This is a genomic window from Stenotrophomonas maltophilia group sp. Smal32, assembly GCF_030237085.1.
Lineage (GTDB): Bacteria > Pseudomonadota > Gammaproteobacteria > Xanthomonadales > Xanthomonadaceae > Stenotrophomonas > Stenotrophomonas maltophilia_Q.
In genome coordinates this window covers 19,274-43,398 of the sequence record NZ_JASJSI010000027.1, presented here as the reverse complement: position 1 = coordinate 43,398, position 24,125 = coordinate 19,274, and the positions used below count along the sequence as shown (strand labels likewise).

Below are 24,125 nucleotides of genomic sequence, written 5' to 3'. Positions count from 1 at the left end.
CCCAACGGTCCGCACCCACAGAAGGGCCTGCAGGCCCTACCGGTCAATCGACTTCAACCATCTCGAAATCGGCCTTGGTCACCCCGCAATCGGGGCAGGTCCAGGTCTCGGGGATGTCCTCCCAGCGCGTCCCCGGCGCGATGCCCTCCTCCGGCAAGCCTTCCGCTTCGCTGTAAAGGAAGCCGCAGACCACGCACATCCAGGTGCGCAAGGTGGTGGGGGTGGCATCGCTCATCGGATAATCAGGGCTGGATTCACGGGCCGCCATTGTCCCATCGCGGCCCACGCACCGGTAGCCATCGATGACTTCTGCTTCCCCGGCGCCCCGCGGCGTCTACCTGATCACCCCGGACGAGCCCGATACCGCGCACCTGCTGGCCCGTACCGCGCCGCTGCTGGCCGCTGGCGGCACCTGGCTGCAGTACCGCAACAAGACCGCCAACGACGCGCTGCGGCAGGAACAGGCCACCGCCCTGCAGGCGCTGTGCGCGGAGCGCGGCGTGCCGCTGATCATCAACGACGACCCGGCGCTGGCCAAGGCCGTGGGCGCGGCCGGCGTGCACCTGGGCGGCACCGACGGTGACATCCCCAGCGCGCGCGCCCTGCTCGGCCCCGACGCCATCATCGGCGCCTCCTGCTACGACCAGTTGGCCAATGCCGAGAAGGCCGTGGCTGCCGGCGCCAGCTACGTGGCCTTCGGCGCGTTCTTCCCGACCACCACCAAGATCACCACCAGCCGCGCCCATACCGACCTGCTGCGGCAAAGCGCCGCACTGGGCGTGCCGCGGGTGGCGATCGGCGGGCTGACGCCGGACAATGTCGGTCCCATCATCGACGCCGGCGCCGATCTGGTGGCCGTGGTCAGCGGTATCTATGCCGCACCGGACCCGGTCGCGACCCAGCGCGCCTACCTCGCCCAGTTCGCGTAATGCCCAGGAAAGCCCCATGAACCACGACCAGTCCCACGCCCTGTTCTCCCGTGCCCAGCAGCTGCTGCCGGGCGGCGTCAATTCGCCGGTACGTGCGTTCACGTCGGTCGGCGGCGAGCCGTTCTTCGTCGAGCGCGCCGACGGCGCCTACCTGTACGACGTCGACGGCAACCGCTACATCGATTACGTCGGTTCCTGGGGCCCGATGATCGTCGGCCACAACCACCCGGCCGTGCGCCAGGCGGTGAAGAAGGCGATCGACAACGGCCTGTCGTTCGGCGCGCCGTGCGCGGCCGAAGTGACCATGGCCGAAACCATCACCCGCCTGGTGCCGTCGTGCGAGATGGTGCGCATGGTCAACTCCGGCACCGAAGCCACGCTGTCCGCGATCCGCCTGGCGCGCGGTGCGACCGGCCGCAACCGCATCGTCAAGTTCGAAGGCTGCTACCACGGCCACGGCGACTCGTTCCTGGTCAAGGCCGGCAGCGGCATGCTGACCCTGGGCGTACCGACCTCGCCTGGCGTGCCAGCCGGCCTGAGCGAACTGACCCTGACCCTGCCCTACAACGACTTCGAGGCTGCCACCGCGCTGTTCGAACAGCAGGGCCAGGACATCGCCGGCCTGATCATCGAACCGGTGGTCGGCAACGCCAACTGCATCCCGCCGCGCGACGGTTACCTGCAGCACCTGCGCGAACTGTGCACGAAGCATGGCGCGCTGCTGATCTTCGACGAAGTGATGACCGGATTCCGCGTCGCCCTCGGCGGTGCGCAGGCGCACTACGGCATCACCCCGGACCTGACCACCTTCGGCAAGATCATCGGCGGCGGCATGCCGGTGGGCGCCTATGGCGGTCGCCGCGAGCTGATGCAGCAGATTGCCCCGGCCGGCCCGATCTACCAGGCCGGCACGCTGAGCGGCAACCCGGTGGCAATGGCGGCTGGCCTGGCGATGCTGGAACTGATCCAGCAGCCGGGTTTCCACGCCGACCTGGCCGAACGCACCGCGCGCCTGTGCGCCGGCCTGGAAGCCGCCGCCGCCGAAGCCGGCGTGGCCGTGACCACCACCCGCGTGGGTGCGATGTTCGGCTTGTTCTTCACCAGTGAAAAGGTGGAAACCTATGCGCAGGCCACCGCCTGCGACATCCCGGCATTCAACCGATTCTTCCACGCCATGCTGGACCAGGGCGTGTTCCTGGCACCGTCGGCGTACGAGGCCGGCTTCCTGTCCAGCGCGCACGACGATGCGGTGATCGAGGCGACGCTGGCCGCCGCACGCGTGGCGTTCAAGGCTGCCAAGGGCTGAGCCCAGCTCTGGCAGGTGCCAACCTTGGTTGGCATTGCGGTGCACCGTATCCACGCACGGCGTGGATCTACTGCACTGCGTACGGCGATTTATCTGTAGAGCCGAGCCATGCTCGGCTCATCGCGCGCAGCGCGGAAAAGAACAGTCGAGCATGGCTCGACGCTACAAGCGGCATCAACCGAAGACGAACTTGCCCTTCATCATCGCGAAGTGGCCGGGGAACGAGCAGAAGAAGGTGTAGTCACCGCCCTTCTGCAGCCCCTGGGTGGAGAAGCGCACGCGCGTGCTCTCACCGCCACCGATCACCTTGGTGTGCGCCAGCACGCGCTTGTCGGCCTTCGGCAGGTAGCTGTCGGCCAGGGTCATGCGCATGCCGGCCATCGCCACCGGCTGGTAATCGGCGGTGCGGGTCAGTACCCAGTTGTGGCCCATGGCAGTGGCGGCCAGCTTGCCGGTGTGGCGCAGAGTCAAGTCCACGGCGGTGCAGTCGGCGGCGACCTTGATCTCGCGGCTGCTGAAGCTCATCTGGTCGGTGCTGTCGATGCTCACCGCACACACCCGTGCCATCGCCGACGGCGCCAGCATCAGCGCACCCAGTCCCACTGCCACCATCCAAGCCTTCATCGTTGCGTCTCCTGCAGGTTCAAGCGCCATTCTAGGCAGGCACCTGCAGCCATGTCTGCGACCGTCTGTCGCACGCGCACTCCAGGGTTTCCGCACATCGGCCACGATGGCATGCTCGGCCGATGCGGATCGATCTGTTGCTGCTGGATGTGGATGGCGTGCTGGTGCAGTACCAGCGCGCGCAGCGTGTACTGCACCTGGCGCAGGCGCTGGGGGTTCCGACGCAGGCCGTGCAGGCTGCGCTGTACGACAGCGGCCTGGAAGCCGCGCATGACAATGGTGCGCTGGATGGCCCGGCCTATCTCGCGCGATTGGGAGAGCTTCTGCACAGGACTGTCGACGTGGACACCTGGACAGCAGCGCGGCAAGCCGCCAGCCATCCGCAGCCCGCAGTACTGCAACGGCTGCAGGCCCTGCAGCTGCCGATGGCGGTGCTGACCAACAATGGCGCGCTGATGAAGCAGGCGTTGCCTTCCCTGCTGCCGGAGCTGTTCCCTGCCCTGCTGGGGCGCGTGTTCTGCAGCGCCGATTTCGGCCTGCGCAAACCGGCGCCGGAGGTGTTCCTGCGCACGCTGCAGATGCTCGACGCCGCGCCTGCGTACACGCTGTTCATCGATGACCTGTTCGCCAACGTACGCGGTGCACGCGCCGCCGGCCTACATGCAGAAACCGTGCACGATGGCCGTGGACTGGGCAAGGTGTTGAAGCGCTATCGGATTGCGTGAACCGCCGTAGAGCCGAGCCCATGCTCGGCTGCTGTTGCCTGGCATCGCGATGAGCCGAGCGTAGGCTCGGCTCTACAGATGCCTCTGCTGGCGTCAGCGCGCGGCAATGAACGCAGCAATCGCTGCGCGCAGGCGCTTCAGGCCTTCGGCCACTTCTTCGTCGGTGATGTTCAACGACGGCACGAAGCGAAGCACGTCCGGGCCGGCCTGCAGGGTCAGCAGGCCCTGCTCGGCGGCATGGTCGAGGATCGCTCCGGCCTGGCCAGCGAAGTCCTTGCTCAGCACCGCGCCCAGCATCAGGCCGCGGCCACGCACGTCGCTGAACACACCGAACTCGTCGTTGATGCGGGCGAAGCCATCGCGCAGCGCCTTCGACTGGCGGCTGACATTGGCCGCGATCTCCGCCGAGGCCAGCTTGCGCAGTGCCACGCGGGCGACCGCAGCGGCCAGCGGGTTGCCACCGAAGGTGGTGCCGTGCGCGCCGAACTGCATGGTCTCGGCTACCTTCGGGCCGGCCAGCATCGCGCCGATCGGGAAGCCACCGCCGAGTGCCTTGGCCAGGGTGACCATGTCCGGCACCACGTCGTCCTGCCAGTGCGCGAACAGCGTGCCGGTGCGGCCCATGCCGGCCTGGATCTCATCCAGCACCAGCAACGCGTTGTGCTGGTCGCACAGCTCGCGCACGCGCTTGAGGAAACCGGACTTGGCCGGCATCACGCCGCCCTCGCCCTGGATCGGCTCCAGCATCACTGCAGCCACATCGCCGGCGGCCATCGCGGTTTCCAACTGCACTTCATCGTTGAAATCGATGTAGCGGAAGCCGCCGGGCAGCGGCTCGTAGCCTTCCTGGTACTTCGGCTGGGCAGTGGCGGTCACCGCGCCCATGGTGCGGCCGTGGAAGCTGCCGCGGAAGGTGATGATCACCCGCTTGTCGGCCGGGCGGCCCTGGCTGGAGGCCCACTTGCGGACCATCTTGATCGCCACTTCATTGGCTTCGGCGCCGGAATTGCACAGGAACACGCGCTCGGCGAAGCGGCTGGCCTTCACCAGCTCCTCGGCCAGGTGCAGTGGCGGCGCGCTGTAGAACACGTTGCTGGTATGCCAGAGCTTGCCGGCCTGTTCGACCAGCGCGGCCACCAGGTCCGGGTCGTTGTGGCCCAGGCCGCACACGGCGATGCCGGCGGCCAGGTCGATGAACTCACGGCCCTGGCTGTCCCACACGCGGGCGCCCTGGCCTCGCTCCAGTACCACCTGGCGGGGCTTGTAGACCGGCAGGTAATAGTGCGAAAGGGAGATCAGCGGATCGGTCGCGGCGGTCATGGCAGTCGGCAGGATTCAGGAATCCCCATTCTCGCGCCGGAACCCCTGCGGCACAATGCGCCCATGCGACCGTTTTCCGCCCCCCAGCTGAACCCCGCCACCGAGACCGGCTGGCGCCGCCGGTGGTTCGACATCATCTACCGCCACGACACCCGCCCTTCGCGCAATTTCGACCTGATCCTGGTGGTGGCGATCGTCGCCAGCATCCTGGTGGTGATGATCGACAGCGTGCAGCACCTGCACGCCGAATGGTCCACCGGCCTGTACATCCTGGAATGGGGCTTCACGATCATCTTCACCGCCGAGTACCTGCTGCGGCTGGCGGTGGTCAAGCGCCCGCTGCGGTATGCGGTGAGCATCTGGGGCATCATCGACCTGCTGTCGATCCTGCCCGCCTACCTGTCGATGTTCATCCCCGGCGCGCAGAGCCTGCTGGTGGTGCGCGCACTGCGCATCCTGCGCGTGTTCCGCATCCTCAAGCTGACCCGCTACATCGAGGAAAGCGGCGTACTGATGACGTCGCTGTGGCGCAGCCGGCGCAAAGTGCTGGTGTTCCTGTTCACGGTGATCACCATCACCATCATCGCCGGCGCACTGATGTACGTGATCGAAGGCCCCGAGCATGGTTTCAGCAACATCCCGGCCAGCATGTACTGGGCGGTGGTAACCATGGCCACGGTCGGCTTCGGTGACATCGTGCCGCAGACCGTGCTTGGCCGCTTCGTCACCTCGGTGCTGATCCTGATCGGCTACAGCATCATCGCCGTGCCCACCGGCATCTACACCGCCGAACTGGCCAGCACGATGCGCGAGGCCGAGTTGGCCGCGCGCCGTGACGCACGTGGCTGCCCGCAGTGCGGATTGGAAGGCCACGAGCCGGATGCACGGCACTGCCGCAAGTGCGGCGGTGAGCTGCCGGACGCGTTCAGCCATTGAGGCACATGCCGGCCAGCGGCCGGCACTACCCCTTGGCGTTTACGCATGGATGCGCGCGCTGCTCATCGCATGCGGTTGCTGGTAGTTACCAGATCGTTGTAAGCGGCAAGGATCGTTGACTGCGCCCCTTCCGGGTCGGTGGTGAGCCAACTTCCTGACGCCTTCCGTTCTGCCGCCAGCGCTTCGGCGGTGATCGGCTTGTGCTGCTCCAGGCGCTCGACGCCACGTCCCGCGGTACGCACCAGCTTGTCCGCCGAACGCTGCACGTGGCCCCACATCGGGTCATCCTTGCCGACGCCACCGTTCTGGATCTCCGTCACCAGTGCCTGGAAGTCAGCCAGCTGCGCGCGCAACGCTGCAACGTCCGGCGCGTCGCTCTGGAACGCCATGGCCAGCTGCTTGCCATCGCCCAGCAGGCGAAGATGGTAGTAGGCCAGCGAACGCCCTTCGCTTTCCTCGATCTGCTTCAGCTGCGCGACCCGGCGATCGTTCTCGTTCTTTTCCAGCGCCACATCCATCGCTTCGCTGGCCCTGAAGAAATCGGCGTAGGCCTGCATCAACGGGGCATGCTGGCTGCGCATCCCTTCACCGCCATCACGGCGATAGTCCTCGCGGGTGAAGTAGCCATCGGCACGCTCGACCAGGGTGTTCAATGCCTGGAATGCCTGCTGATAGTCACGCGCGGGGCCATCCATCGGCAGTGCCGGGGTCTTCGCCAGCGCGTCGGTCAGGGGCTGGCCGCAGTACTCGACGCGGTGCGACAGCACCTTTCCGGGCGAACGCGGCTGCGCTTCCTTGCCGGTCGGGCCGGCTTCGGGGTCCTTCATCCAGCTGGTGTAGGCCTGGAAGCCCTCGTGGAAGGGCTGTTCAACGCCGTTGTAGCACTCGATGTAGGCGTTCACCTTCTCCAGGCCGGGGTCGGCCACCGGCAGCCCTGCCGATCTGTTGCAGCCGCTCAGGCCCGCCACAGCGCCGATCAGCAGCAGCGGCGCGATACGCAGACAGGACGTCGTCATGGTCTCTCGCATGAGTACTGGCGCGCCGGTCACTGGCGGTTGCTCTGGAAAACGAGCGAGTTGTATTCCTGCATCAGCTTGCTGGCCGAACCGCGCGGCGCCATCGACGGCGAATCAAGCATGCGTCGTTCGAAATCGGTGTAAGGCTTTTTCTCGCTGACGCGCTGCAGCCGCTCCTTGCCTTCGCGCCGGAAATTCTCGGCACCACGTTCGAAGCCTTCCCAGTCCGACTTGCCCGGCTCCTGGTCGGCAACCTTGGCGTGCGCTTCATCGGAGATGCGATTGAAGGCATCCAGGCGTTCGCGGGCCTTGGCCTGATCGAAATCATCTTCGCTCATCAGATCCATGAGGGCCTTGGCCTCCAGCATCATCGCCAGGCGGTAGTACTCGCGCGTGCGGCCCTCGGCCTGCTCCAGCGCCTTGAGCTGCTCGCGCTGGGCGGCATCGTTCTGATGCTCCAGCTCGGCATTGAAGGTTTCGCTGGCAGCCACGAAATCCTTGAAGGCGGCCATCAACGGCGCGTGCAGCTGCTTGCCCTTGGCAAACTGGTCGTCTTCGTAGTCCTGGCGATCGTAGTAGTCGTGCGCGTCCTTGCTGACCGGCACCAGCGCCTTCAGCGCCTGCTGGTAATGGCCTGCAGCAGCATCGAGTTCGGCCAGCGCCGGCTTGGCAGCGATCGCCTCGGTCACCGGGGCGTCGCACTGCTTCATGTCGTAGTCGCTGATCTCGAACGGGCCGTACACGTGCGTCTCACGCCCGGTCGGGCCAGCGTCGACATCCTTGATCCAGCGCGTGTAGGACTGGATGCTGCCGTGGGTCTTCGAATCCAGCGCGTTGAAGCAACCGATGTAGGCGTTGAGCTTGGCGGTCAACTGCTGCTGTGTATCGGACGAGGCCGCGCTGGCGTCCGGCGTGCCGGAGGAATCAGCGCCGCCCGCAGCTGCGGGGGCCTTGCCACCGCAGGCGGTCAGGATCAACGACAGCGAAGCGGCCAGCGCCGCGACGGAAAGAGTGCGTGACATGTGCTCACATCCTTGTTGGAAACGATTACAGCCGCGCATTCTAGCGCAGCAGGCCGAGCGTCGCAGCCCTCGGCCTCTTCCGGTAGTGCGATATCAATCCAGGAACAGATCCGGCAGCAACGGCCGCGACGGGTCCACCGCGTAGCCCGAAAGATCGGTGACGCCGGCCTGCGCCAGCACTTCATCATCGATCAGGAACTGGCCATGGAAACCGGCCGCTTCGCGCACCAGCACCGCATGCGCCGCGTCGGCCATGATCTGTGGCGTGCGGCAACCGGCCGCATCCACGCCCGGAATCATGTTGATCGCATCGGTGGCGATCACCGTGCGCGGCCACAGCGCGTTCACCGCCACGCCCTGCGGACCGAACTCCGCAGCCAGCCCCAGGGTGACGAAGCTCATGCCCATCTTTGCCAGCGTGTAGCCGGTGTGCGGTGCCCACCACTTCGGCTCCAGGCTCGGCGGTGGTGCCAGGGTGAGGATGTGGGGATTCGGCGCCTGCAGCAGGTACGGCAGGCAGGCCTGCGCGCACAGGAAACTGCCGCGCGCATTGACCTGCTGCATCAGGTCGAAGCGCTTCATCGGCGTATCCAGCGTGCCGCGCAGCCAGATCGCGCTGGCGTTGTTGATCAGGATGTCGATGCCACCGAAGGTATCGACCGTGGCCGCGACGGCCGCCTGCACCTGCTCTTCCTCGCGGATGTCGCACTTCAGCGCCAGGCCCTGCCCGCCTGCCGCCGTCACCGCTTCGGCAGCGGTGTGGATGGTGCCCGGCAGCTTCGGATTGGGCACCGACGACTTGGCCGCGATGGCCACATTGGCACCGTCGCGCGCAGCGCGCAGTGCGATGGCCAGGCCGATGCCACGCGAGGCACCGGTGATGAAAAGCGTTTTGCCCTGCAGACTGCCCACGTTCCACACTCCAGCGTATGCAATGAGCCGCTAGTATGCCGCGCCGACGCGGAGTTCACCCGGCCTTGACGATACTCGGGCCTCCAGCCAACGCACGAGGTTCACGCCATGCGCCGTTCCCGCCTGTTGCTGCCTGCCTTGGGGCTTGCCCTGCTGACTGCCTGCCAGGGCCGTTCGCCGGAACCCGGCAAGGAGACGCCCGCCGGTGACGCGCCCAGCGCGGAGAAGGCTGCCGCCGACGGAAAGATGCGCTGGAGCGAGGCCGTGGTCTGGGATGGCGATCTGAACGCATGCCGCCAGGGCGAGAATGCGGCCACCCGGGATTGCCTGCGCGATGCAATGCGAGCGGGCGGAGCGAGCGCCGAGGCGATCACCGCCGCCGAGCAACTGTCCAGCGCCGGGGAACTGGCGTATGTCACAGCGTGGCATGAGAACGAGGGGCTGGGCATTGCCACGGTCGAGTATCCCTTCCGGGCCAACACCAACGAAGGCACCCGCCTGGTCGACGCCAGCGGCAAGCGCATCGATGTGGATGCCGTGCAACTGGACGACACGCTGCGTGCCGACGCGACCGTGCAGGAGCTGCTGAAGGCGAACCCGCAGGCCACGCCGTTCGCGCCTGCGCAGTCGGCCGGAGCGACACCGCTGGAGGGCGGCGGCATCCGCCTGCTGTACCGCACGCCGCTGCGTGACTGCCACGCCTGCCCGGACGTGGGCCAGCTGCAGATCGCCTATGACTTCGATGCCAAGCGCAACTTCATCGGCCAGCAGGTGGTGCCGGCGACGCCGTAACCCGGAAACGCCGCGTGTCGCCGGGCCATGCCCGGCGGACGCAGCGACGCGTCATCGATAGGCCTGCACCTGCTTCTGCAGCAGATGCGGCACGATCAACCGGTGCACGGGCGCGACCGGCAGCATGTAAAGGCGGCCAAACGCGTTGTGCGTATGCACCACCGTCGCCACTTCCAGCACGTCGCCCTGCCATTGCAGGGCCAGCTGTACGCGCAGGTGGCGATCATCGTCTTCCAGCACGATGGCATCGTCATCCAGCGACTGCAGGGTGAAGATGCCCAGCCGCTGGCCGGGAGCCGGATCGACAGTATCCTGCACCGCCCGCAACGACCCCAGATGCTTCATGCCCAGCAAGCGCATGCCGTGGTTGCGCAGCGCCATCAAGCCATCGAACCAGCCCGGAATGGTCGCCGCCATGTCGCGGTAGGCCTGCAGTGCGGTACGCCCGTCGCGCCGGGTAGTGGCCTGGCATGCGTGCACGAAGTCGGCGCCGGGCAGCTGTGTGCGCAGCACGCTGCCCGCGCTCGGCGGGGCGCTCATCACCTGCGATGCACTCACGGCTTCGGTCCCTGCCCTTCGTTGTCTTCCCAGTGCAGGATGCGGCGGGTGACGAAGCGATAGACCGGTTTGCCGGTGGCGAACCACAGCTCACGCACCCACGAGGTGCGCTTGAGCACGCGCTTCTCCACCGGGGTGAGCGATTCACGGCAATACATGCGCTTGTGCTTGAGCAGGTGGCGCAGGTCCTCGCGCGCCAGCAGGCGCATCCAGCGCGAGCGCGGGTGGCCGATCACTGCCAGCTGGAAGTCGATCAGCGCCGGGCGGCCGTCTTCGGTGACCAGCCAGTTGGCCTCCTTGGCCAGATCGTTGTGGGCCACGCCGTTCCGATGCAGCTGCTGCAGCAGCCGGCGCGCGGAACGAAACCAGGCCAGGTCGCCGCGCGGCGGGCGCTGGTACATGGCATCGCCGGCCATGAAGCTGCGGTCGAGGTGGCGGCCATCCCATGCAAGCAACTGCGGCACGTCGGCCATGCCGTGAATATGGCGCAACGCGCGTGCTTCACGCCGCGCCAGCCACCACGCGGGCAGCCGCAGCCACAGCGGCGTAGCGCGCAGATCGCGGCGCACGAACGGGCCGTTGGGCCCTTCAACCAGAAGGATCCGGCCGAAACTGTCGGCCTTCAAGGCACGGTGGGGAGCGTCTGGCGTATGCGGCATGACCCCATTCTAGGCGATGGCGCCGGTTGCAAACGGTCACGAAGCGACTGGGAACCAGTCACGTTCACGCCCCTATAATCGGGCAATGGACTCTTCATGGATCGACGCCACCCTCGCGTGGATTGCCGCTCACCCCGTGCTGGCGGGCGCCGTTATCTTCCTCATTGCCTTCTGCGATGCGGTGATCATTCTCGGCGCCATCGTGCCGGCCCTGCCGCTGCTGTTCGCGGTGGGTGTGTTCATCGGCCTGGGCCAGATCTCCGGGCCGTACGCGGTGGCGGCAGCGGCGCTGGGTGCGTTCGCCGGTGATGGCATCAGCTACTGGATCGGCCGCCGCTGGGGCGATCGTCTGCGCGGCATCTGGCCGTTCAGCCGCTACCCGCAGCTGCTCGACCGCGGCGAAAACCTGTTCCGCCGCAATGCGTTCAAGAGCATCCTGGTGGCGCGCTATGTCGGCGCGATCCGCCCGTTCGTACCGGCCATCGCCGGCATGATGAAGATGCCCGCCAGCCGCTACGTGCAGGCCAGCGGCATCGCCAGCATTTCCTGGGCCGTGCTGTTCCTGGCCCCGGGCTGGATCCTCGGCGAAGCGTATGACGCGGTGGCTGCCGTGGCAGGGCGGCTGGTGGTGGTGGTAGGCCTGCTGGCGGTGATCCTTGGCCTGGTCTGGGCCATCGTGCTGTACGGCTACCGCTGGTCGGCCGCACGCATGGACAACTGGCTGGCACGCTTGCTGGACTGGTCCAACCGCCACCCGACGCTGGGCCGCTACACCGTGGGCGTGCTGGACCCGAAGCGCCGCGAATCGGTGCCGCTGGCGATGCTGGCGTTGATGCTGCTGTTGCTGGGCTGGGGCTGGTTCGCGCTGCTGACCGTGGTGGTCGCGCATGGCGAACCGCTGGCGATCGACCTGCTGGTGCACCAGGCCATGCTGGCACTGCGCAATCCGCTGGCCGACTACCCGATGGCCGCGCTGGCGTCGCTGGGGGCGTGGCAGGTACTGCTGCCGGCCACGGCTGCAGCGATGGGCTACCTGATCTGGCGCCGGCGCTGGATGGCCGCCGCACACTGGCTGGCGGCACTGGCCTTCGGCCTGGCGCTGACCATGCTGCTCGGCGCCACCGTCGATGTGGTGCGCCCGGTCGATGCCAGCAGTGGCTTCGGCTTCCCGTCGGTGTCGGTGACCATGGCCACCATCACCTTCGGCTTCTTCGCGGTGCTGATCGCACGCGAGATGCCCGGCCGCACCCGCGTCTGGCCGTACCTGATCTCGGGCATCGTGGTCAGCCTGATCGGATTCTCGCGCCTGTACCTGGGCGCGCACTGGCTGAGCGATGTGATCGGCGGCATGCTGTTCGGCACGTTCTGGCTGCTGGTGCTGGGCATCGCCTATCGCCGCCGCTTCAACCGCTCGTTCTGGGTGAAGCCGGTGGCGTGGCTGTTCTACGGCGTCTTCGCCGTGGCAGCGATGTGGTACGCGCCGCGCAACATCCCGGTGAAGCTGGAACGCTTCGAACCCACCCTGCCGGCACCGCAGGCGATGGACATGCAGGCCTGGTGGCAGCGCGACTGGGTGCAGCTGCCGGCGCGTCGCAACGAGTTCGACGACGATCAGCGCTGGCCGCTGGACGTGCAGGTGGCCGGTCCGTTGGCACCGTTGCAGGCACAGCTGGAAGCGCGTGGCTGGAAGCGGCAGGACCAGGCTGGCTGGCAGCAGGCGCTGCTGATGCTGGACAAGAACACCGGTGCCGATGAACTGCCGGTGCTGCCGGCAACCCTGGATACGCGCGTGGAAGCGCTGTTGATGGTGCGCCAGGGCGCGAAGCCGGATGAGCGCTATGTACTGCGGCTGTGGCCAGCACCGGCCCAGCTGCAGCCTGGCAACACGCCGCTTTGGCTGGGCAGCGCGCAGACCCTGCGTTACGAACGCCACTTCGAGTGGATCGGCATGTGGCACCCGCTGCGTGGCGTCGACCCGGCATTGAATGCCGTGAAGGAAGCCGTGCAGGACCTGCCGCAGCGCGAGGACGTGCACAGCGAAACCGGGTTGCCGGTGCTGCGGTTGAAGACTACAACGCCCTGACCGGTACCGGTGCGCGATCACCCACTGTAGAGCCGAGCCCATGCTCGGCTGCGCTTCCCACGATCCAACAAGCCGAGCATAGGCTCGGCGCTACAGTAGATCCACGCCATGCCTGGATGGGGATTCCACGGATACCCCAGCGTGTGCCCCAAGGTGCACATCCACCCGAGGATGGCTTCTACGGCATCCAGCCCAGCAACTGCTGCAGACGCTGGTGCGGATCATCCAGCTGCAGCAGCTGCAACCGCTGCTGCTCGCTCAGCGGCAGCAGCTCGGCCAGCCGCCAGCCGACCCAGCTGGCCTGGTCCAGCAACGCCGGATTGGCCGGCGCATAGGCCTCACCGGCCTGCTCGATGATGTGCCCCAGCACCGTGGCCAGCAGTGCATGCTGCGGCCGCAGTTCGTCATCGGGGTCTTCCTCGCACCAGCGCACATCGGCCACCACCAGCCCGTTGTCGCGCACGCGGGTGCGCTCGACATGGAAACGGCGGGTGCCGCGCAGGCGCAACTGCAGCACACCGTCGGCGCCGACATCGAAGTCTTCGATGCGCACCTGCACGCCATAGGCCGCCGGTGTTGCCGGGGCTCCCACTTCCTGGCCGTCGAGGATCAGGCAGACACCGAAGCCTTCGCCACTGCGGCCGCTGTCGCGCACCAGATCAAGGTAGCGCCGCTCGAACACGCGCAGGCCCACCGCCGCACCCGGTACCAGCGTGGTGTGCAGCGGAAACAGCGGCAGCGAACCGTCGACGCTCATCGGGCCTGCAGCGCGGCGAGGAAGCGGCGCGGTGCGCCGTCGAAGCCACCATTGGACATGAACACCACGTGGTCGCCGCGGCGCGCGCTGGTCTGCAGCTGCGCCAGCAGCGCGTCGGTATCCGGCACCGCGTGCGCTTCACCACGCACCGCGGCGATCACAGCGGCGGCATCCCAGGCCAGTTCCGGGCGGTGCAGGAACACCACGTCATCGGCCAGTGCCAGCGAAGGCGCCAGCGCCTGCGCATGTGCGCCCAGCCGCATCGAATTGCTGCGCGGCTCCATGGCAACCACGATACGCGCATCGCCGACCTTGGCACGCAGACCTTCCAGCGTGGTGGCGATCGCGGTCGGGTGATGGGCGAAATCGTCGTAGACGGTGATGCCCTCGTGGCTGCCGATCACTTCCATGCGGCGTTTGACGCTGCGGAAGCGCGCCAGCGCCGGGATCACCTCGGCCGGTGCCACGCCCACCGCATGCGCGGCGGCCAGCGCGGCCAGGCCGTTGAGCACGTTGTGCCGGCCCAGCAGCGACCACTGCACATCACCCAGCGCCTGCCCGCGGTGGTACACGCGGAACGCGCTGCCATCGGCAACCAGCAGTTCCGCATGCCATTCCAGGGTCGGGTCGAAACCGAAGCGCTCGACCGGGGTCCAGCACCCCATCGCCAGCACCTCGGCCACGTGCTGGTCCTCGCCGTTGACGATCAGGCGGCCACGCGCCGGCACCGTGCGCACCAGATGGTGGAACTGGCGCTGGATCGCCGCCACATCGGGGAAGATGTCGGCATGGTCGTATTCAAGGTTGTTGAGGATGGCCACCAGCGGCCGGTAGTGCACGAACTTGCTGCGCTTGTCGAAGAAGGCAGTGTCGTACTCATCGGCTTCGACCACGAATTCGCGGCCCTGGCCCAGGCGCGCGGAAACGCCGAAATCCTCGGCCACGCCGCCGATCAGGAAGCCCGGCGAACGCCCGGCGCTTTCCAGCAGCCAGGTGAGGATGGTGGTGGTGGTGGTCTTGCCATGGGTACCGGCCACGGCCAGGGTGTCGCGGCCCGGCAGTACCTGTTCAGAAAGCCATTGCGCGCCCGAAATGTAGCGCTGGCCGGCGTCGAGCACGGCCTCCACGGCCGCATTGCCGCGCGAGAGCGCGTTGCCGATCACCACTTCATCGGTTCCGGCCGGCACGCTGTCGGCGCGATAGCCCTGGTCCAGGGTGATGCCCAGCTGTTCCAGCTGGGTCGACATCGGCGGATAGATGGCCTGGTCGCTGCCACTGACCGTATGGCCGAGTTCCCGCGCCAGGGCGGCCACGCCGCCCATGAAGGTGCCGGCGATTGCAAGGATATGTACGCTGCTCATGACCGGGGATTGTGACCGATGACGGCTGTATAGGGCCAATGTCCGCCCCCGGGTAAGACAAGTCCTACACGGGATGTGAGAAAACTCCAATCTTCTGTCAGGGAATTCCCGATAGCGATGTTCTGTGAACCCGGACACAATTCGAACTGCCAGCCGCAGTACCCGAACCGGTCCTACTCCCCAAGAGGCCATCCCCAAGGGAGCTCATGCTGCGGGGCCCTGAGCAAGCCCTCTGCTGGCGCCTATGAAACGACACAGGCCTGATCCTCGCGGACCAGGCCTGTGTTTTTTCGCCCGAAGGGCCGGCAGCGGGCCGGCCCCGCCGGATCAGGCCTTGATCGCCGCCAGGATGCGGGCTTCGATCTCGTCCAGTTCGCCGACGCCGTCGACGCGGGCCAGGGTGCCACGGCCGGCGTAGAAGTCGACCACCGGGGCGGTCTGGTCGTTGTAAACCTGCAGGCGCTGGCGCACCGCTTCCGGATTGTCGTCGGCACGACCCTGTTCCTTGGCGCGACCGGCGATGCGGTCGACCAGCAGCTCGGTGGCCACGTCCAGCTGCACCACGGCATCCAGCGGCTGGCCGATCTTGGCCAGCAGGCCGTCCATCGCATTGGCCTGGGCCACATTGCGCGGATAGCCATCGAGGATGAAGCCCTTGGCGACATCGGCCTGGGTCAGGCGCGACTCCAGCATGCCCAGCAGGATGTCATCCGACACCAGGTTGCCGGCATCCATCACCGTCTTGGCCTGCTTGCCCAGCTCCGTGCCCGCGGCGATTTCCGCGCGCAGCATGTCACCGGTCGAAATGTGGGCGATCCCCAGCTTTTCCTTCAGGCGCGTCGCCTGTGTCCCCTTGCCCGAACCGGGCGGTCCCAACAGAACCAATCGCATTGACCTGACTCCAACGTGTTGAAAACAAAGAAGGTTCGCGTCCCGGACGGACCGGTATCGCTGCACCGCAATAGCGCCACTTTACCGCATCCGGGTAATGTCCCTGCAATGTCCTTTCCCCCGAGCAGGTAGACGCATGCGCAACGGTACTCTCCTCTACGCCCAATCCGGTGGTGTCACCGCCGTCATCAACGCCACGGCGGCGGCGGTGATCGAGCAGGCCCGGACCAAGGGCATCAAGGTGCTGGCCGCGCGCAACGGCATCCTCGGCGCGCTGCGCGAGGAACTGATCGACACCAGCAAGGAGAGCGCTGCGGCCATCCGCGCCCTCGCCCATACCCCGGGCGGCGCCTTCGGCTCGTGCCGGGTCAAGCTGAAATCGCTGGACGCCGACCGCGCCCGCTACGACCGCCTGCTGGAGGTGCTGCGTGCGCACGACGTGCGCTGGTTCCTCTACAACGGCGGCAACGACTCGGCCGATACCGCGCTGAAGGTCTCGCAGCTGGCCAAGGCCTCCGGCTACGACCTGACCTGCATCGGTGTGCCCAAGACCATCGACAACGATCTGGCAGTGACCGACACCTGCCCCGGCTTCGGCTCGGCGGCCAAGTACACCGCCGTGTCGGTGCACGAGGCGGCGCTGGACGTGGCGGCGATGGCCGAGACCTCCACCCGTGTCTTCATCTACGAGGCGATGGGCCGTCACGCCGGCTGGCTGGCTGCGGCCGCCGGCCTGGCCGGCAATGGCGAAGACGAAGCCCCGCACATCATCCTGCTGCCCGAGCGCGCCTACGACGAGACTGCGTTCCTGGCCAAGGTGAAGGCGGTGGTCGAGCGCGTCGGCTACTGCGTGGTGGTGGCATCGGAAGGCATCGCCACCGCCGACGGCCGCTTCGTCGCCGACGCTGGCGGCGGCAAGGACTCGTTCGGCCACTCGCAGCTGGGGGGCGTGGCCGCGCACCTGGCCGGCCGGGTCAAGGACCAGCTGGGCCTGAAGGTCCATTGGGCGCTGCCCGATTACCTGCAGCGCTCGGCCCGCCACCTGGCCAGCAGGACCGACTGGGAGCAGGCGCAGGCGGTCGGCAAGGCCGCGGTGCAGCTGGCGCTGAAGGGCCAGAACGGCGTGATGCCGGTGATCGTGCGCAGCAGCGACGCTCCCTACCGCTGGAAGATCGAAGCGGCGCCACTGTCGAAGATCGCCAACCACGAGAAGAAGATGCCGGCCGGCTTCATCCGCCGCGATGGCTTCGGCATCACGGCCAAAGCGCGTGCCTACCTGTCGCCGCTGATCAAGGGTGAAGCCCCGCTGCCCTACGGTGCCGATGGCCTGCCGAAGTACGTCACGCTGAAGAACGTGGCGGTGAAGCAGAAGCTGCCGCCGTTCGAGGGCTGACCCGAAAAAGGGGACGGAGGGGATTAAGTCGTATCTGCCCTCTGCCCCCTTCAGCGCCAGCAAAACGTCGAATACGACTTAATCCCCTCCGTCCCCTTTTCGTGGAGGAACATGATGGCACTGCGTGTTGTTCGACTCGGTACGCCGCGCGCCGCTGGCGAGGGCCTGCGCATCGGCACGGTGCGCAGGCCGCCACGTGGCGTGCCGCGCAGCGAGTTCGCCCGGCAGGACTGGTATGACGTCTGGTTCCCGACACTGTCACCCAGCGCGGAACTGGTGAAGCAGGCGCATGAGGCGAAGACGGCCGCCGACTGGAATGCGTTCTTCCGCCACTACAAGGCGGAGATGAAGGCGCCGGATGCGTCCCACTCGCTGGACCTGCTGGCTGCGATGTCGCAGAACAGCGACCTCAGCGTCGGGTGCTACTGCGAGGATGAGGCGCACTGCCACCGCAAGGCGCTGCGCGAGCTGCTGGTGGCGCGTGGGGCGACGCTGGCAGAGTGACGATTGCAGGGTTGCCGGCCAGCGGCCGGCACTACCCGCGGATGACCGCGTGGGTACACCGCCCACGCAATTTCAATTGCAGGCCTTGCCTTCCACCTGCAACTGCGCCGCAAACATCGTCACCTGCGGAATCTGGCCGGCCGCCGCCTGCTTCTTCGCCTCTTCCAGGTAGATGCGCGACTGGCCCTGCCCGTCCAGCTCGACCTTGTTGCTCGACGGCAGCCGCCACACGCGCACCACCGCCTGCTGCGCCGGGCACGCAGCGCTGGGCACACGGATCACATCATTGAGCTTCCAGCCCTTGTCGGCACTCGGCTGGGCCTTGGTGTAGTCGACGAAGCGCGCGCGCGGCTGGCATTGTTCGCTCGTACGCACCGCAGAGAAGCGATACGGTTCGGCGGCCTGGCCGGTGAATGCACCTTCCAGGCGCGCACAGGCCTCGGGGATCTGCCGCAGCGTATGCACCACGCCTACCGCCTGTGGTGCACCCACGGCGCGCTGCAGTTCCGGGGTTTCCGCCGCGAAGGCCGGCAGCGCCGGGACCAGGGCGGCGAGCATCAACAGGGAAAGGCGCATGGGGTATCTCCTTCAGGACTGTGCGCAGGCTTGCAGAGATTGGCTTAACGGGGTGCAAAGGCCGTTGGCTCGCGAATCATGCCCAGGGCCCGACGGCATGCGCCGCGGCTCCCAGGCGCCAGTCGAGCATGGCTCGACTCTACAAGTGGCGGCACGCATACTGCGGGCACCAGGGAATGCTGAACACCGCCATACGTCGGACGACCGCCAAGGTCGGTACGGGTTGGTTCCAGGCTGCAGCCCGTCGTCCCCCTCGTGGTGCCGTTCATCGCCACTGGATGCCTACATCCATTCTGCGGAGGGGTCTAATGCTGGAACGTCACGGGCTGTCATTGGCGCTGGGCTGCGCCATCCTCGCAATCCTGTTCGGAATCGTCTCGGCGCGCTGGATCCTGCGCCAACCCACTGGCAATGAACGCATGGTCGCGATCGCCACCGCGATCCAGGAAGGCGCGCGTGCCTATCTCAACCGCCAGTACCTGACCATCGGCGTGGCCGGCGTGGTGCTGTTCGTGCTGGTCGGGGTGTTCCTCAGCTGGTACACCGCGATTGGTTTCGCGGTTGGCGCAGTGCTGTCCGGTGCCGCCGGCTACATCGGCATGAACGTCTCGGTACGCGCCAACGTACGCACTGCCGAAGCTGCACGCCACGGCATCAGCGCCGCCATGGACGTCGCCTTCCGCGGCGGTGCGATCACCGGCATGCTGGTGGTCGGGCTGGGCCTGCTGGGTGTGGCCGGCTATTACGCGCTGCTGCTGCGCATGGGCCTGCCGATGGAGCAGGCGCTGCACGCGCTGGTCGGCCTGGCCTTCGGTTCGTCGCTGATCTCGATCTTCGCGCGCTTGGGCGGTGGCATCTTCACCAAGGGCGCCGACGTCGGCGCCGACCTGGTCGGCAAGGTCGAAGCCGGCATTCCCGAGGACGATCCGCGCAACCCGGCGGTGATCGCGGACAACGTCGGTGACAACGTCGGCGACTGCGCCGGCATGGCTGCCGACCTGTTCGAGACCTATGCGGTGACCGTGATCGCCACCATGCTGCTGGGCAGCCTGATGCTGGCCGAAGCTGGTGCCAATGCGGTGCTGTACCCGCTGGTGCTGGGCGGCGTATCGATCATCGCTTCGATCATTGGTGCGCTGTTCGTCAAGGTGAAGCCTGGCGGCTCGATCATGGGCGCGCTGTACAAGGGCGTGATCGTCTCCGGCGTGCTGGCCGCGATCGCGTTCTACCCGATCACCACCGGGCTGATGGCCGACAACGTGCACGGGCCGATGGCGCTGTACGGCTGCGCGCTGATCGGCCTGGTGCTGACCGGCCTGATCGTGTGGATCACCGAGTACTACACCGGCACCCAGTACAAGCCGGTGCAGCATGTGGCCCAGGCCTCGACCACCGGCCACGGCACCAACATCATCGCCGGCCTCGGCATCTCGATGAAGTCCACCGCGCTGCCGGTGGTGGCCGTGTGTGCGGCAATCTGGGGCGCGTTCGCACTGGGTGGGCTGTACGGCATCGCCATCGCCGCCACCGCGATGCTGTCGATGGCCGGCATGATCGTTGCCCTGGATGCCTATGGGCCGATCACCGACAACGCCGGCGGCATCGCCGAGATGGCCGAACTGCCCTCGGAGATCCGCGACATCACCGACCCGCTCGATGCCGTGGGCAACACCACCAAGGCGGTGACCAAGGGCTATGCGATCGGCTCGGCGGCGCTGGCCGCGCTGGTGCTGTTCGCGGACTACACGCACAACCTGCAGGCCGCACATCCCGGGCAGGAATTCCGCTTCGACCTCAGCGACCACACGGTGATCATCGGCCTGCTGATCGGCGGCCTGATTCCGTACCTGTTCGGTGCGATGGCGATGGAAGCAGTCGGTCGTGCGGCCGGCGCGGTGGTGGAAGAAGTGCGGCGCCAGTTCCGCGAGATCCCCGGCATCATGCAGGGCACCGGCAAGCCGCAGTACGACAAAGCGGTGGACATGCTGACCCGCTCGGCGATCCGCGAAATGATCGTGCCCTCGCTGCTGCCGGTGGCGGTGCCGGTGGTGGTCGGCCTGCTGCTGGGACCGCGCGCGCTGGGCGGGCTGCTGATCGGCACGATCGTGACCGGCCTGTTCGTGGCCATTTCGATGACCACCGGCGGCGGCGCCTGGGACAACGCCAAGAAGTACATCGAGGATGGCCATTTCGGCGGCAAGGGCAGCGAAGCGCACAAGGCCGCGGTGACCGGCGATACCGTCGGTGACCCGTACAAGGACACCGCGGGGCCGGCGATCAATCCGCTGATCAAGATCATCAACATCGTGGCGCTGCTGCTGGTGCCGCTGCTGTAAAGGCCTTCTGTAGGGCCGAGCCCATGCTCGGCTCAACGGCTTCGCGGGATCGGAGAACAGCCGAGCATCGGCTCGGCTCTACAAGGTCAACGCCCGCGCAGGAAGAACGACACCGGCACCATCACTTCCACCGGGTCGCCGGCCACTTCGGCCGGCGGCGCCGGTACCGGGCTGGCGCGCTGCACGGTATCCAGCGTCTCCTGGTCGAGCAGTTCGAAGCCGCTGCCGCGGCCCAGCTTCAATCCGGATACCGCACCATCGCGGGCGACGGCAAAACGCACGTACACCACGCCCTGCTGGCGCAGTCGTTCGGCCTGGCGCGGATAGCGCCGGTGCTTCTGCAGATGCCCCAGCAGGCGGCCTTCCCAGGTCGCCTCGGCACGACTGCGTTCGCCGGCCGTGGTCTGCGGCGCGGTATAGCGTGCGGCCGCATCGGCGGCGACCTGCGGCGGTGCGCTGGTCTGCGCGACATTGGCGTCGGCAGTATCCGGCGAGGGCGCCGGCTCAGGTGTGCGCGGCGGCGGCAGGTCACCCTGCGGCTGCACCGGTGCCTTCGGCTGCTCGCGTAGCGCCGGCTTCGGCGCCTGCCGCTGCTGTTGCTGCTGCAGGGACCCGGTTGCCAGCTCGCGCCGCGGCACCGGGGGCGCCTGTGCCATCGGCGCCAACTCCAGCATCAACGCCGCGGGCGCCGCTACGGTAGCCACCGCCGGTGCGCACGCCGCCCACCAGCAGGCCACGCCAATCAGCAGCGCATGCACCAGCAGTACGATCGCCAGGCTGGTCGCCCAGCGCCGCAGTCCGCTCATCGCGCGCCCTGCTCCAGTCCAACCAGTGCCACCTTCAGGTAGCCCGCAGCACGCAGCGCATCCAGTGTTGCCATCAATTCACCGTAAGGCACGCGGGTATCGGCGCGCAGGAACAGGCGTTGCGCGGTGTCGCCGTGGGTGGCTACCTGCAGCGCAGCGGCCAGCCCGTCGCGTGCCACCGCCTGCTCGCCGACACGCAGCGACAGATCGGCCTGCACTGTGACGTACACCGGTGCCTGTTCCGGCGGCGTGGCACTGGCACTGCTGGCCGGCAGCTGCACCGGTACCGACACGGTGGCCAGCGGTGCCGCCACCATGAAGATGATCAACAGCACCAGCATCACATCGATGAAGGGCGTGACGTTGATCTCGTGCGCTTCTTCCGGCGTGTCGTCGCGGTCGGACGCGGTCCTGATCGCCATCGCCGCGCCTCAGTGCACCGCACGCAGCGGCGTCGCTGCGCTGCGCGAAGCGGCACGATCGAGATCGCGCGAGACCAGCTGCTGCACGGCCGCCGACAGATCGCCAAGCAGCCCCCGCAAGCCGACCAGCACGCGGCTGAAGTGGTTGTAGACCAGTACCGCCGGAATCGCGGCGACCAGGCCGAGCGCGGTGGCCAGCAGCGCCTCGGCGATGCCGGGCGCGACCACCGCCAGATTGGTGGTGTTGCTGTGGGCGATGCCGATGAAGCTGTTCATGATGCCCCACACCGTGCCGAACAGGCCCACGAACGGCGCCACCGCACCGATGCTGGCGAGCACGCCGATACCGCGCCGCTGCACGCGTGCGGTTTCCAGCTCGATGCGATCCAACCGCGACGCCACGCGTTCCTTGGTGCCGTCGCGGCTGTCCAGCTCCTGCGACAGGCGCAGTTCGGTGCGTGCGGCGTCCAGCATCGCCAGTGCGGTGCCTTGCTGCAGGCTTGCCGCTTCGCTCTGCGCCGGCAGCTGTGCAGACTGCAGCAACAGCGCGCGCGCCGCCCGCAGCTGCCGCGCTTGCCGGGCCAGTTCCCAGCCCTTGGCCAGCAGCACGGTCCACGTGGCCAGCGACGCCAACGCCAGCGCGATCATCACGGCCTTCACCACCACATCGGCGGCCAGGTACATGCCCCACGGCGTCAGTGCGGGGGCAGCCACGGGGGCCAGGTCAGCAGGCAGCATCGTCTCGGGTTCCATCTGTATCGGGGGGCACGGCACGGCGGCGGGCCGCGCGCGGATCGTTGGCGTCGTCCACTTCCACCAGCGGCGTGGGTTCAATGCGTGGTGCGGGTCGACTGAGCACATAGCCGGCACTGACCGCGAAGAACAGTCCCACGCCCAGCAACAGGCGCCACGACGGATGCGCGCCCCAGCAGAACATCGCGAAGCCGACCGCCATGCCGGCGCTGGCAAAGGCCTTGCCCTTGCGCGACACCGCGCCCTGCTCGCGCCACAGCCGAAGTGATGGGCCGTAGCGCGGATGCGACAGCAGGCGCTGCTCGAACTTCGGCGAGCTGCGCGCGAAGCAACCCACGGCCAGGATCAGGAAAATGGTGGTCGGCATCACCGGCAGCAACGCGCCAATCACCCCGAGGCCGACCATCAGCCAGCCCAGCGCGAACCAGAGCCAGCGCATCAGCGCTGCACCCGCGGGTGGCGGGCGTTCATCAGGCGAATTCCACTTCAACGTGCCCGTGCACGCTGCGGAACGCGGCATCGGCAGCGTCGATCACCTGCTGCTCCTGCTCGGCGCTCAGCGGCACCGCGTCCAGCGCGGCGGTGAACTCGCGCCAGTGACGGGCGGCGCCATCCGGATGCGCGGCCAGGTGGCGGGCACCGAAGTCACGGTCCAGCCCGAGCTTGGCCGCCATCTTGTACAGGATGGTACCGCCCAGGTTGGAGCCTTCGGCCACGTACAGCCAGCCCAGCGCGGCCGGCAACGCGAGATCCGACGGCAGCGCGGCGATGTCCGCCCCCGGCAGGGTCTGCTCCAGGTCCTGCAGGTCACGTGCCACCTGGGTCAGGCGGCGGCGCTCGCCGAGATCGGGCAGCAGTGCGTCCAGTGCAGGGTTGGCGTACAGCGCGTCGATGCTGCGGTGGAAGCGGTACTGCACGCGCAGGAAACGGGCGAAGTTGCTGCGGTCGGCGAAGATGTCGCCGGCCATGATGCGCTTGTCCAGGGCGCCGTGGCTGTCGCGGGTGGCAGCCTTGAGCCGCAGGCTGCGGCTGTCTTCAGGGGCAATGTGTGCGTTCATGGGGGATGCCAAAGGGGTCGTCGTGCTGTAGACGTTCGCCGCGGGGCTTTCCCCAAGCTCGTCTGCGCCGATAATGAGGCATCCCTTCTTCCCGCAGGAACCGACGATGATCACCACCGAACCGCGCATGACCAACCTGTTCCTGCAACTGGGCCTGGATGCCAGTGCCGAGGGCATCGCCCGCTTCATCCGCGAGCACCAGCTGGCCACCGATGTGGATGTGGTCGAGGCACCGTACTGGAACGATGCCCAGCGCCAGTTCCTGTCTGAATCGCTGCAGGCCGATGCGGCGTGGAGCACCGTGGTGGATGAGCTGAACGAGTCGCTGCACGAAGATGCAGTGAAGGCCGCGACCGGGCTGTAAGCGTTCGCCGGGCATGGCCCGG

General features: G+C 67.5%; 27 protein-coding genes. 10 read left to right on the top strand and 17 right to left on the bottom strand.

What is annotated here, in order from left to right:
• Nucleotides 1–43: 43 nt before the first annotated feature.
• Nucleotides 44–268 carry a rubredoxin gene (locus QRO91_RS09005; protein ID WP_014038358.1) on the bottom strand — a complete coding sequence of 75 codons (225 nt, stop codon included), beginning with the start codon at nt 266–268 and terminating at the stop codon, nt 44–46.
• Nucleotides 269–302: 34 nt separating this feature from the next.
• On the opposite strand from QRO91_RS09005, the gene thiE reads away from it, so the two are divergent.
• Both thiE and hemL read left to right on the top strand, forming a co-directional pair.
• Nucleotides 303–929, top strand: a complete 627-nt coding sequence (gene thiE, locus QRO91_RS09000; RefSeq protein ID WP_049428288.1) for a thiamine phosphate synthase — start codon at nt 303–305, stop codon at nt 927–929.
• A gap of 16 nt (nt 930–945) precedes the next feature.
• Nucleotides 946–2,235 carry a glutamate-1-semialdehyde 2,1-aminomutase gene (hemL, locus tag QRO91_RS08995; RefSeq protein WP_049428286.1) on the top strand — a complete coding sequence of 430 codons (1,290 nt, stop codon included), beginning with the start codon at nt 946–948 and terminating at the stop codon, nt 2,233–2,235.
• Between the two features lie 174 nt (nt 2,236–2,409).
• Here the strand turns inward: hemL and azu are convergent, their stop codons facing one another.
• The gene (azu, locus tag QRO91_RS08990; RefSeq protein ID WP_049428283.1) at nt 2,410–2,859 is read right to left on the bottom strand and encodes an azurin; all 450 of its coding nucleotides are present in this window, start codon (nt 2,857–2,859) and stop codon (nt 2,410–2,412) included.
• 122 nt (nt 2,860–2,981) lie between these two features.
• On the opposite strand from azu, the gene QRO91_RS08985 reads away from it, so the two are divergent.
• The gene (locus QRO91_RS08985) at nt 2,982–3,584 is read left to right on the top strand and encodes an HAD-IA family hydrolase (RefSeq protein WP_049428280.1); all 603 of its coding nucleotides are present in this window, start codon (nt 2,982–2,984) and stop codon (nt 3,582–3,584) included.
• Nucleotides 3,585–3,677: 93 nt separating this feature from the next.
• Here the strand turns inward: QRO91_RS08985 and QRO91_RS08980 are convergent, their stop codons facing one another.
• A complete protein-coding gene (locus QRO91_RS08980; protein ID WP_006467246.1) occupies nt 3,678–4,904 on the bottom strand; it encodes an acetylornithine transaminase in 1,227 nt (408 codons plus the stop codon).
• A gap of 63 nt (nt 4,905–4,967) precedes the next feature.
• Here QRO91_RS08980 and QRO91_RS08975 point away from each other — a divergent pair, with 63 nt between their 5' ends.
• On the top strand, nt 4,968–5,840 hold the full coding sequence (locus QRO91_RS08975; protein ID WP_049427291.1) for an ion transporter: 873 nt from the start codon (nt 4,968–4,970) through the stop codon (nt 5,838–5,840).
• Nucleotides 5,841–5,902: 62 nt separating this feature from the next.
• On the opposite strand, the gene QRO91_RS08970 is transcribed toward QRO91_RS08975, so the two are convergent.
• The 3 genes from QRO91_RS08970 to QRO91_RS08960 all read right to left on the bottom strand — a co-directional run bounded on the left by QRO91_RS08970 (nt 5,903) and on the right by QRO91_RS08960 (nt 8,790).
• Nucleotides 5,903–6,868 (bottom strand): YiiG family protein, encoded by a 966-nt coding sequence (locus QRO91_RS08970; protein WP_049427307.1) that lies wholly within the window; start codon nt 6,866–6,868, stop codon nt 5,903–5,905.
• 17 nt (nt 6,869–6,885) lie between these two features.
• Nucleotides 6,886–7,878, bottom strand: a complete 993-nt coding sequence (locus tag QRO91_RS08965) for a YiiG family protein (RefSeq protein ID WP_049427293.1) — start codon at nt 7,876–7,878, stop codon at nt 6,886–6,888.
• Between the two features lie 93 nt (nt 7,879–7,971).
• Nucleotides 7,972–8,790, bottom strand: a complete 819-nt coding sequence (locus QRO91_RS08960; RefSeq protein WP_049427294.1) for an NAD(P)-dependent oxidoreductase — start codon at nt 8,788–8,790, stop codon at nt 7,972–7,974.
• 108 nt (nt 8,791–8,898) lie between these two features.
• Here QRO91_RS08960 and QRO91_RS08955 point away from each other — a divergent pair, with 108 nt between their 5' ends.
• Nucleotides 8,899–9,582, top strand: a complete 684-nt coding sequence (locus QRO91_RS08955) for a hypothetical protein (protein ID WP_049427297.1) — start codon at nt 8,899–8,901, stop codon at nt 9,580–9,582.
• 51 nt (nt 9,583–9,633) lie between these two features.
• Here QRO91_RS08955 and QRO91_RS08950 read toward each other — a convergent pair whose 3' ends face one another.
• Nucleotides 9,634–10,122, bottom strand: coding sequence for a DUF2867 domain-containing protein (locus QRO91_RS08950; RefSeq protein WP_219632240.1), 489 nt, complete (start codon nt 10,120–10,122; stop codon nt 9,634–9,636).
• Between the two features lie 14 nt (nt 10,123–10,136).
• The gene (locus QRO91_RS08945; protein ID WP_049427303.1) at nt 10,137–10,799 is read right to left on the bottom strand and encodes a serine/threonine-protein kinase; all 663 of its coding nucleotides are present in this window, start codon (nt 10,797–10,799) and stop codon (nt 10,137–10,139) included.
• Nucleotides 10,800–10,884: 85 nt separating this feature from the next.
• Here QRO91_RS08945 and QRO91_RS08940 point away from each other — a divergent pair, with 85 nt between their 5' ends.
• Nucleotides 10,885–12,882 carry a bifunctional DedA family/phosphatase PAP2 family protein gene (locus tag QRO91_RS08940; protein WP_100443675.1) on the top strand — a complete coding sequence of 666 codons (1,998 nt, stop codon included), beginning with the start codon at nt 10,885–10,887 and terminating at the stop codon, nt 12,880–12,882.
• Nucleotides 12,883–13,060: 178 nt separating this feature from the next.
• Here QRO91_RS08940 and QRO91_RS08935 read toward each other — a convergent pair whose 3' ends face one another.
• The 3 genes from QRO91_RS08935 to QRO91_RS08925 form a co-directional block, all read right to left on the bottom strand.
• Nucleotides 13,061–13,639 (bottom strand): LON peptidase substrate-binding domain-containing protein, encoded by a 579-nt coding sequence (locus tag QRO91_RS08935; protein WP_049429929.1) that lies wholly within the window; start codon nt 13,637–13,639, stop codon nt 13,061–13,063.
• On the bottom strand, nt 13,636–15,000 hold the full coding sequence (mpl, locus tag QRO91_RS08930) for a UDP-N-acetylmuramate:L-alanyl-gamma-D-glutamyl-meso-diaminopimelate ligase (protein WP_049429930.1): 1,365 nt from the start codon (nt 14,998–15,000) through the stop codon (nt 13,636–13,638). Before mpl ends, QRO91_RS08935 begins: the two co-directional genes overlap by 4 nt.
• Nucleotides 15,001–15,327: 327 nt before the next feature.
• A complete protein-coding gene (locus QRO91_RS08925; RefSeq protein ID WP_014038375.1) occupies nt 15,328–15,891 on the bottom strand; it encodes an adenylate kinase in 564 nt (187 codons plus the stop codon).
• 136 nt (nt 15,892–16,027) lie between these two features.
• Here QRO91_RS08925 and QRO91_RS08920 point away from each other — a divergent pair, with 136 nt between their 5' ends.
• The gene (locus QRO91_RS08920) at nt 16,028–17,284 is read left to right on the top strand and encodes a 6-phosphofructokinase (RefSeq protein ID WP_049429931.1); all 1,257 of its coding nucleotides are present in this window, start codon (nt 16,028–16,030) and stop codon (nt 17,282–17,284) included.
• A 114-nt stretch (nt 17,285–17,398) separates the two neighbouring features.
• Complete coding sequence (locus tag QRO91_RS08915; protein WP_197620176.1) at nt 17,399–17,788, top strand: DUF488 domain-containing protein; 390 nt, start codon at nt 17,399–17,401, stop codon at nt 17,786–17,788.
• Nucleotides 17,789–17,860: 72 nt separating this feature from the next.
• Here the strand turns inward: QRO91_RS08915 and QRO91_RS08910 are convergent, their stop codons facing one another.
• Nucleotides 17,861–18,364: a hypothetical protein gene (locus QRO91_RS08910; protein ID WP_049429933.1), complete on the bottom strand. Its 504-nt coding sequence runs from the start codon at nt 18,362–18,364 to the stop codon at nt 17,861–17,863.
• Between the two features lie 308 nt (nt 18,365–18,672).
• Here QRO91_RS08910 and QRO91_RS08905 point away from each other — a divergent pair, with 308 nt between their 5' ends.
• Complete coding sequence (locus QRO91_RS08905; RefSeq protein ID WP_049429934.1) at nt 18,673–20,700, top strand: sodium-translocating pyrophosphatase; 2,028 nt, start codon at nt 18,673–18,675, stop codon at nt 20,698–20,700.
• 86 nt (nt 20,701–20,786) lie between these two features.
• Here the strand turns inward: QRO91_RS08905 and QRO91_RS08900 are convergent, their stop codons facing one another.
• The 5 genes from QRO91_RS08900 to QRO91_RS08880 are packed head-to-tail and all read right to left on the bottom strand — an operon-like array spanning nt 20,787 to nt 23,739.
• On the bottom strand, nt 20,787–21,506 hold the full coding sequence (locus QRO91_RS08900; protein ID WP_197650480.1) for an energy transducer TonB: 720 nt from the start codon (nt 21,504–21,506) through the stop codon (nt 20,787–20,789).
• Nucleotides 21,503–21,928, bottom strand: a complete 426-nt coding sequence (gene exbD / locus QRO91_RS08895; protein ID WP_049429936.1) for a TonB system transport protein ExbD — start codon at nt 21,926–21,928, stop codon at nt 21,503–21,505. The genes QRO91_RS08900 and exbD overlap by 4 nt, the downstream gene beginning before the upstream one ends.
• Nucleotides 21,929–21,937: 9 nt before the next feature.
• Nucleotides 21,938–22,666, bottom strand: coding sequence for a tonB-system energizer ExbB (exbB, locus tag QRO91_RS08890; RefSeq protein WP_049429937.1), 729 nt, complete (start codon nt 22,664–22,666; stop codon nt 21,938–21,940).
• Entirely contained in the window at nt 22,653–23,120 is a 468-nt protein-coding gene (locus QRO91_RS08885) for a YbaN family protein (RefSeq protein ID WP_049429938.1), read from the bottom strand. Before QRO91_RS08885 ends, exbB begins: the two co-directional genes overlap by 14 nt.
• Before the next feature lie 31 nt (nt 23,121–23,151).
• Complete coding sequence (locus QRO91_RS08880) at nt 23,152–23,739, bottom strand: biliverdin-producing heme oxygenase (RefSeq protein WP_049429939.1); 588 nt, start codon at nt 23,737–23,739, stop codon at nt 23,152–23,154.
• Nucleotides 23,740–23,845: 106 nt separating this feature from the next.
• Between QRO91_RS08880 and QRO91_RS08875 the strand changes: the two genes are divergently transcribed.
• On the top strand, nt 23,846–24,103 hold the full coding sequence (locus QRO91_RS08875) for a DUF2789 domain-containing protein (protein ID WP_049429940.1): 258 nt from the start codon (nt 23,846–23,848) through the stop codon (nt 24,101–24,103).
• Nucleotides 24,104–24,125 lie beyond the last annotated feature (22 nt).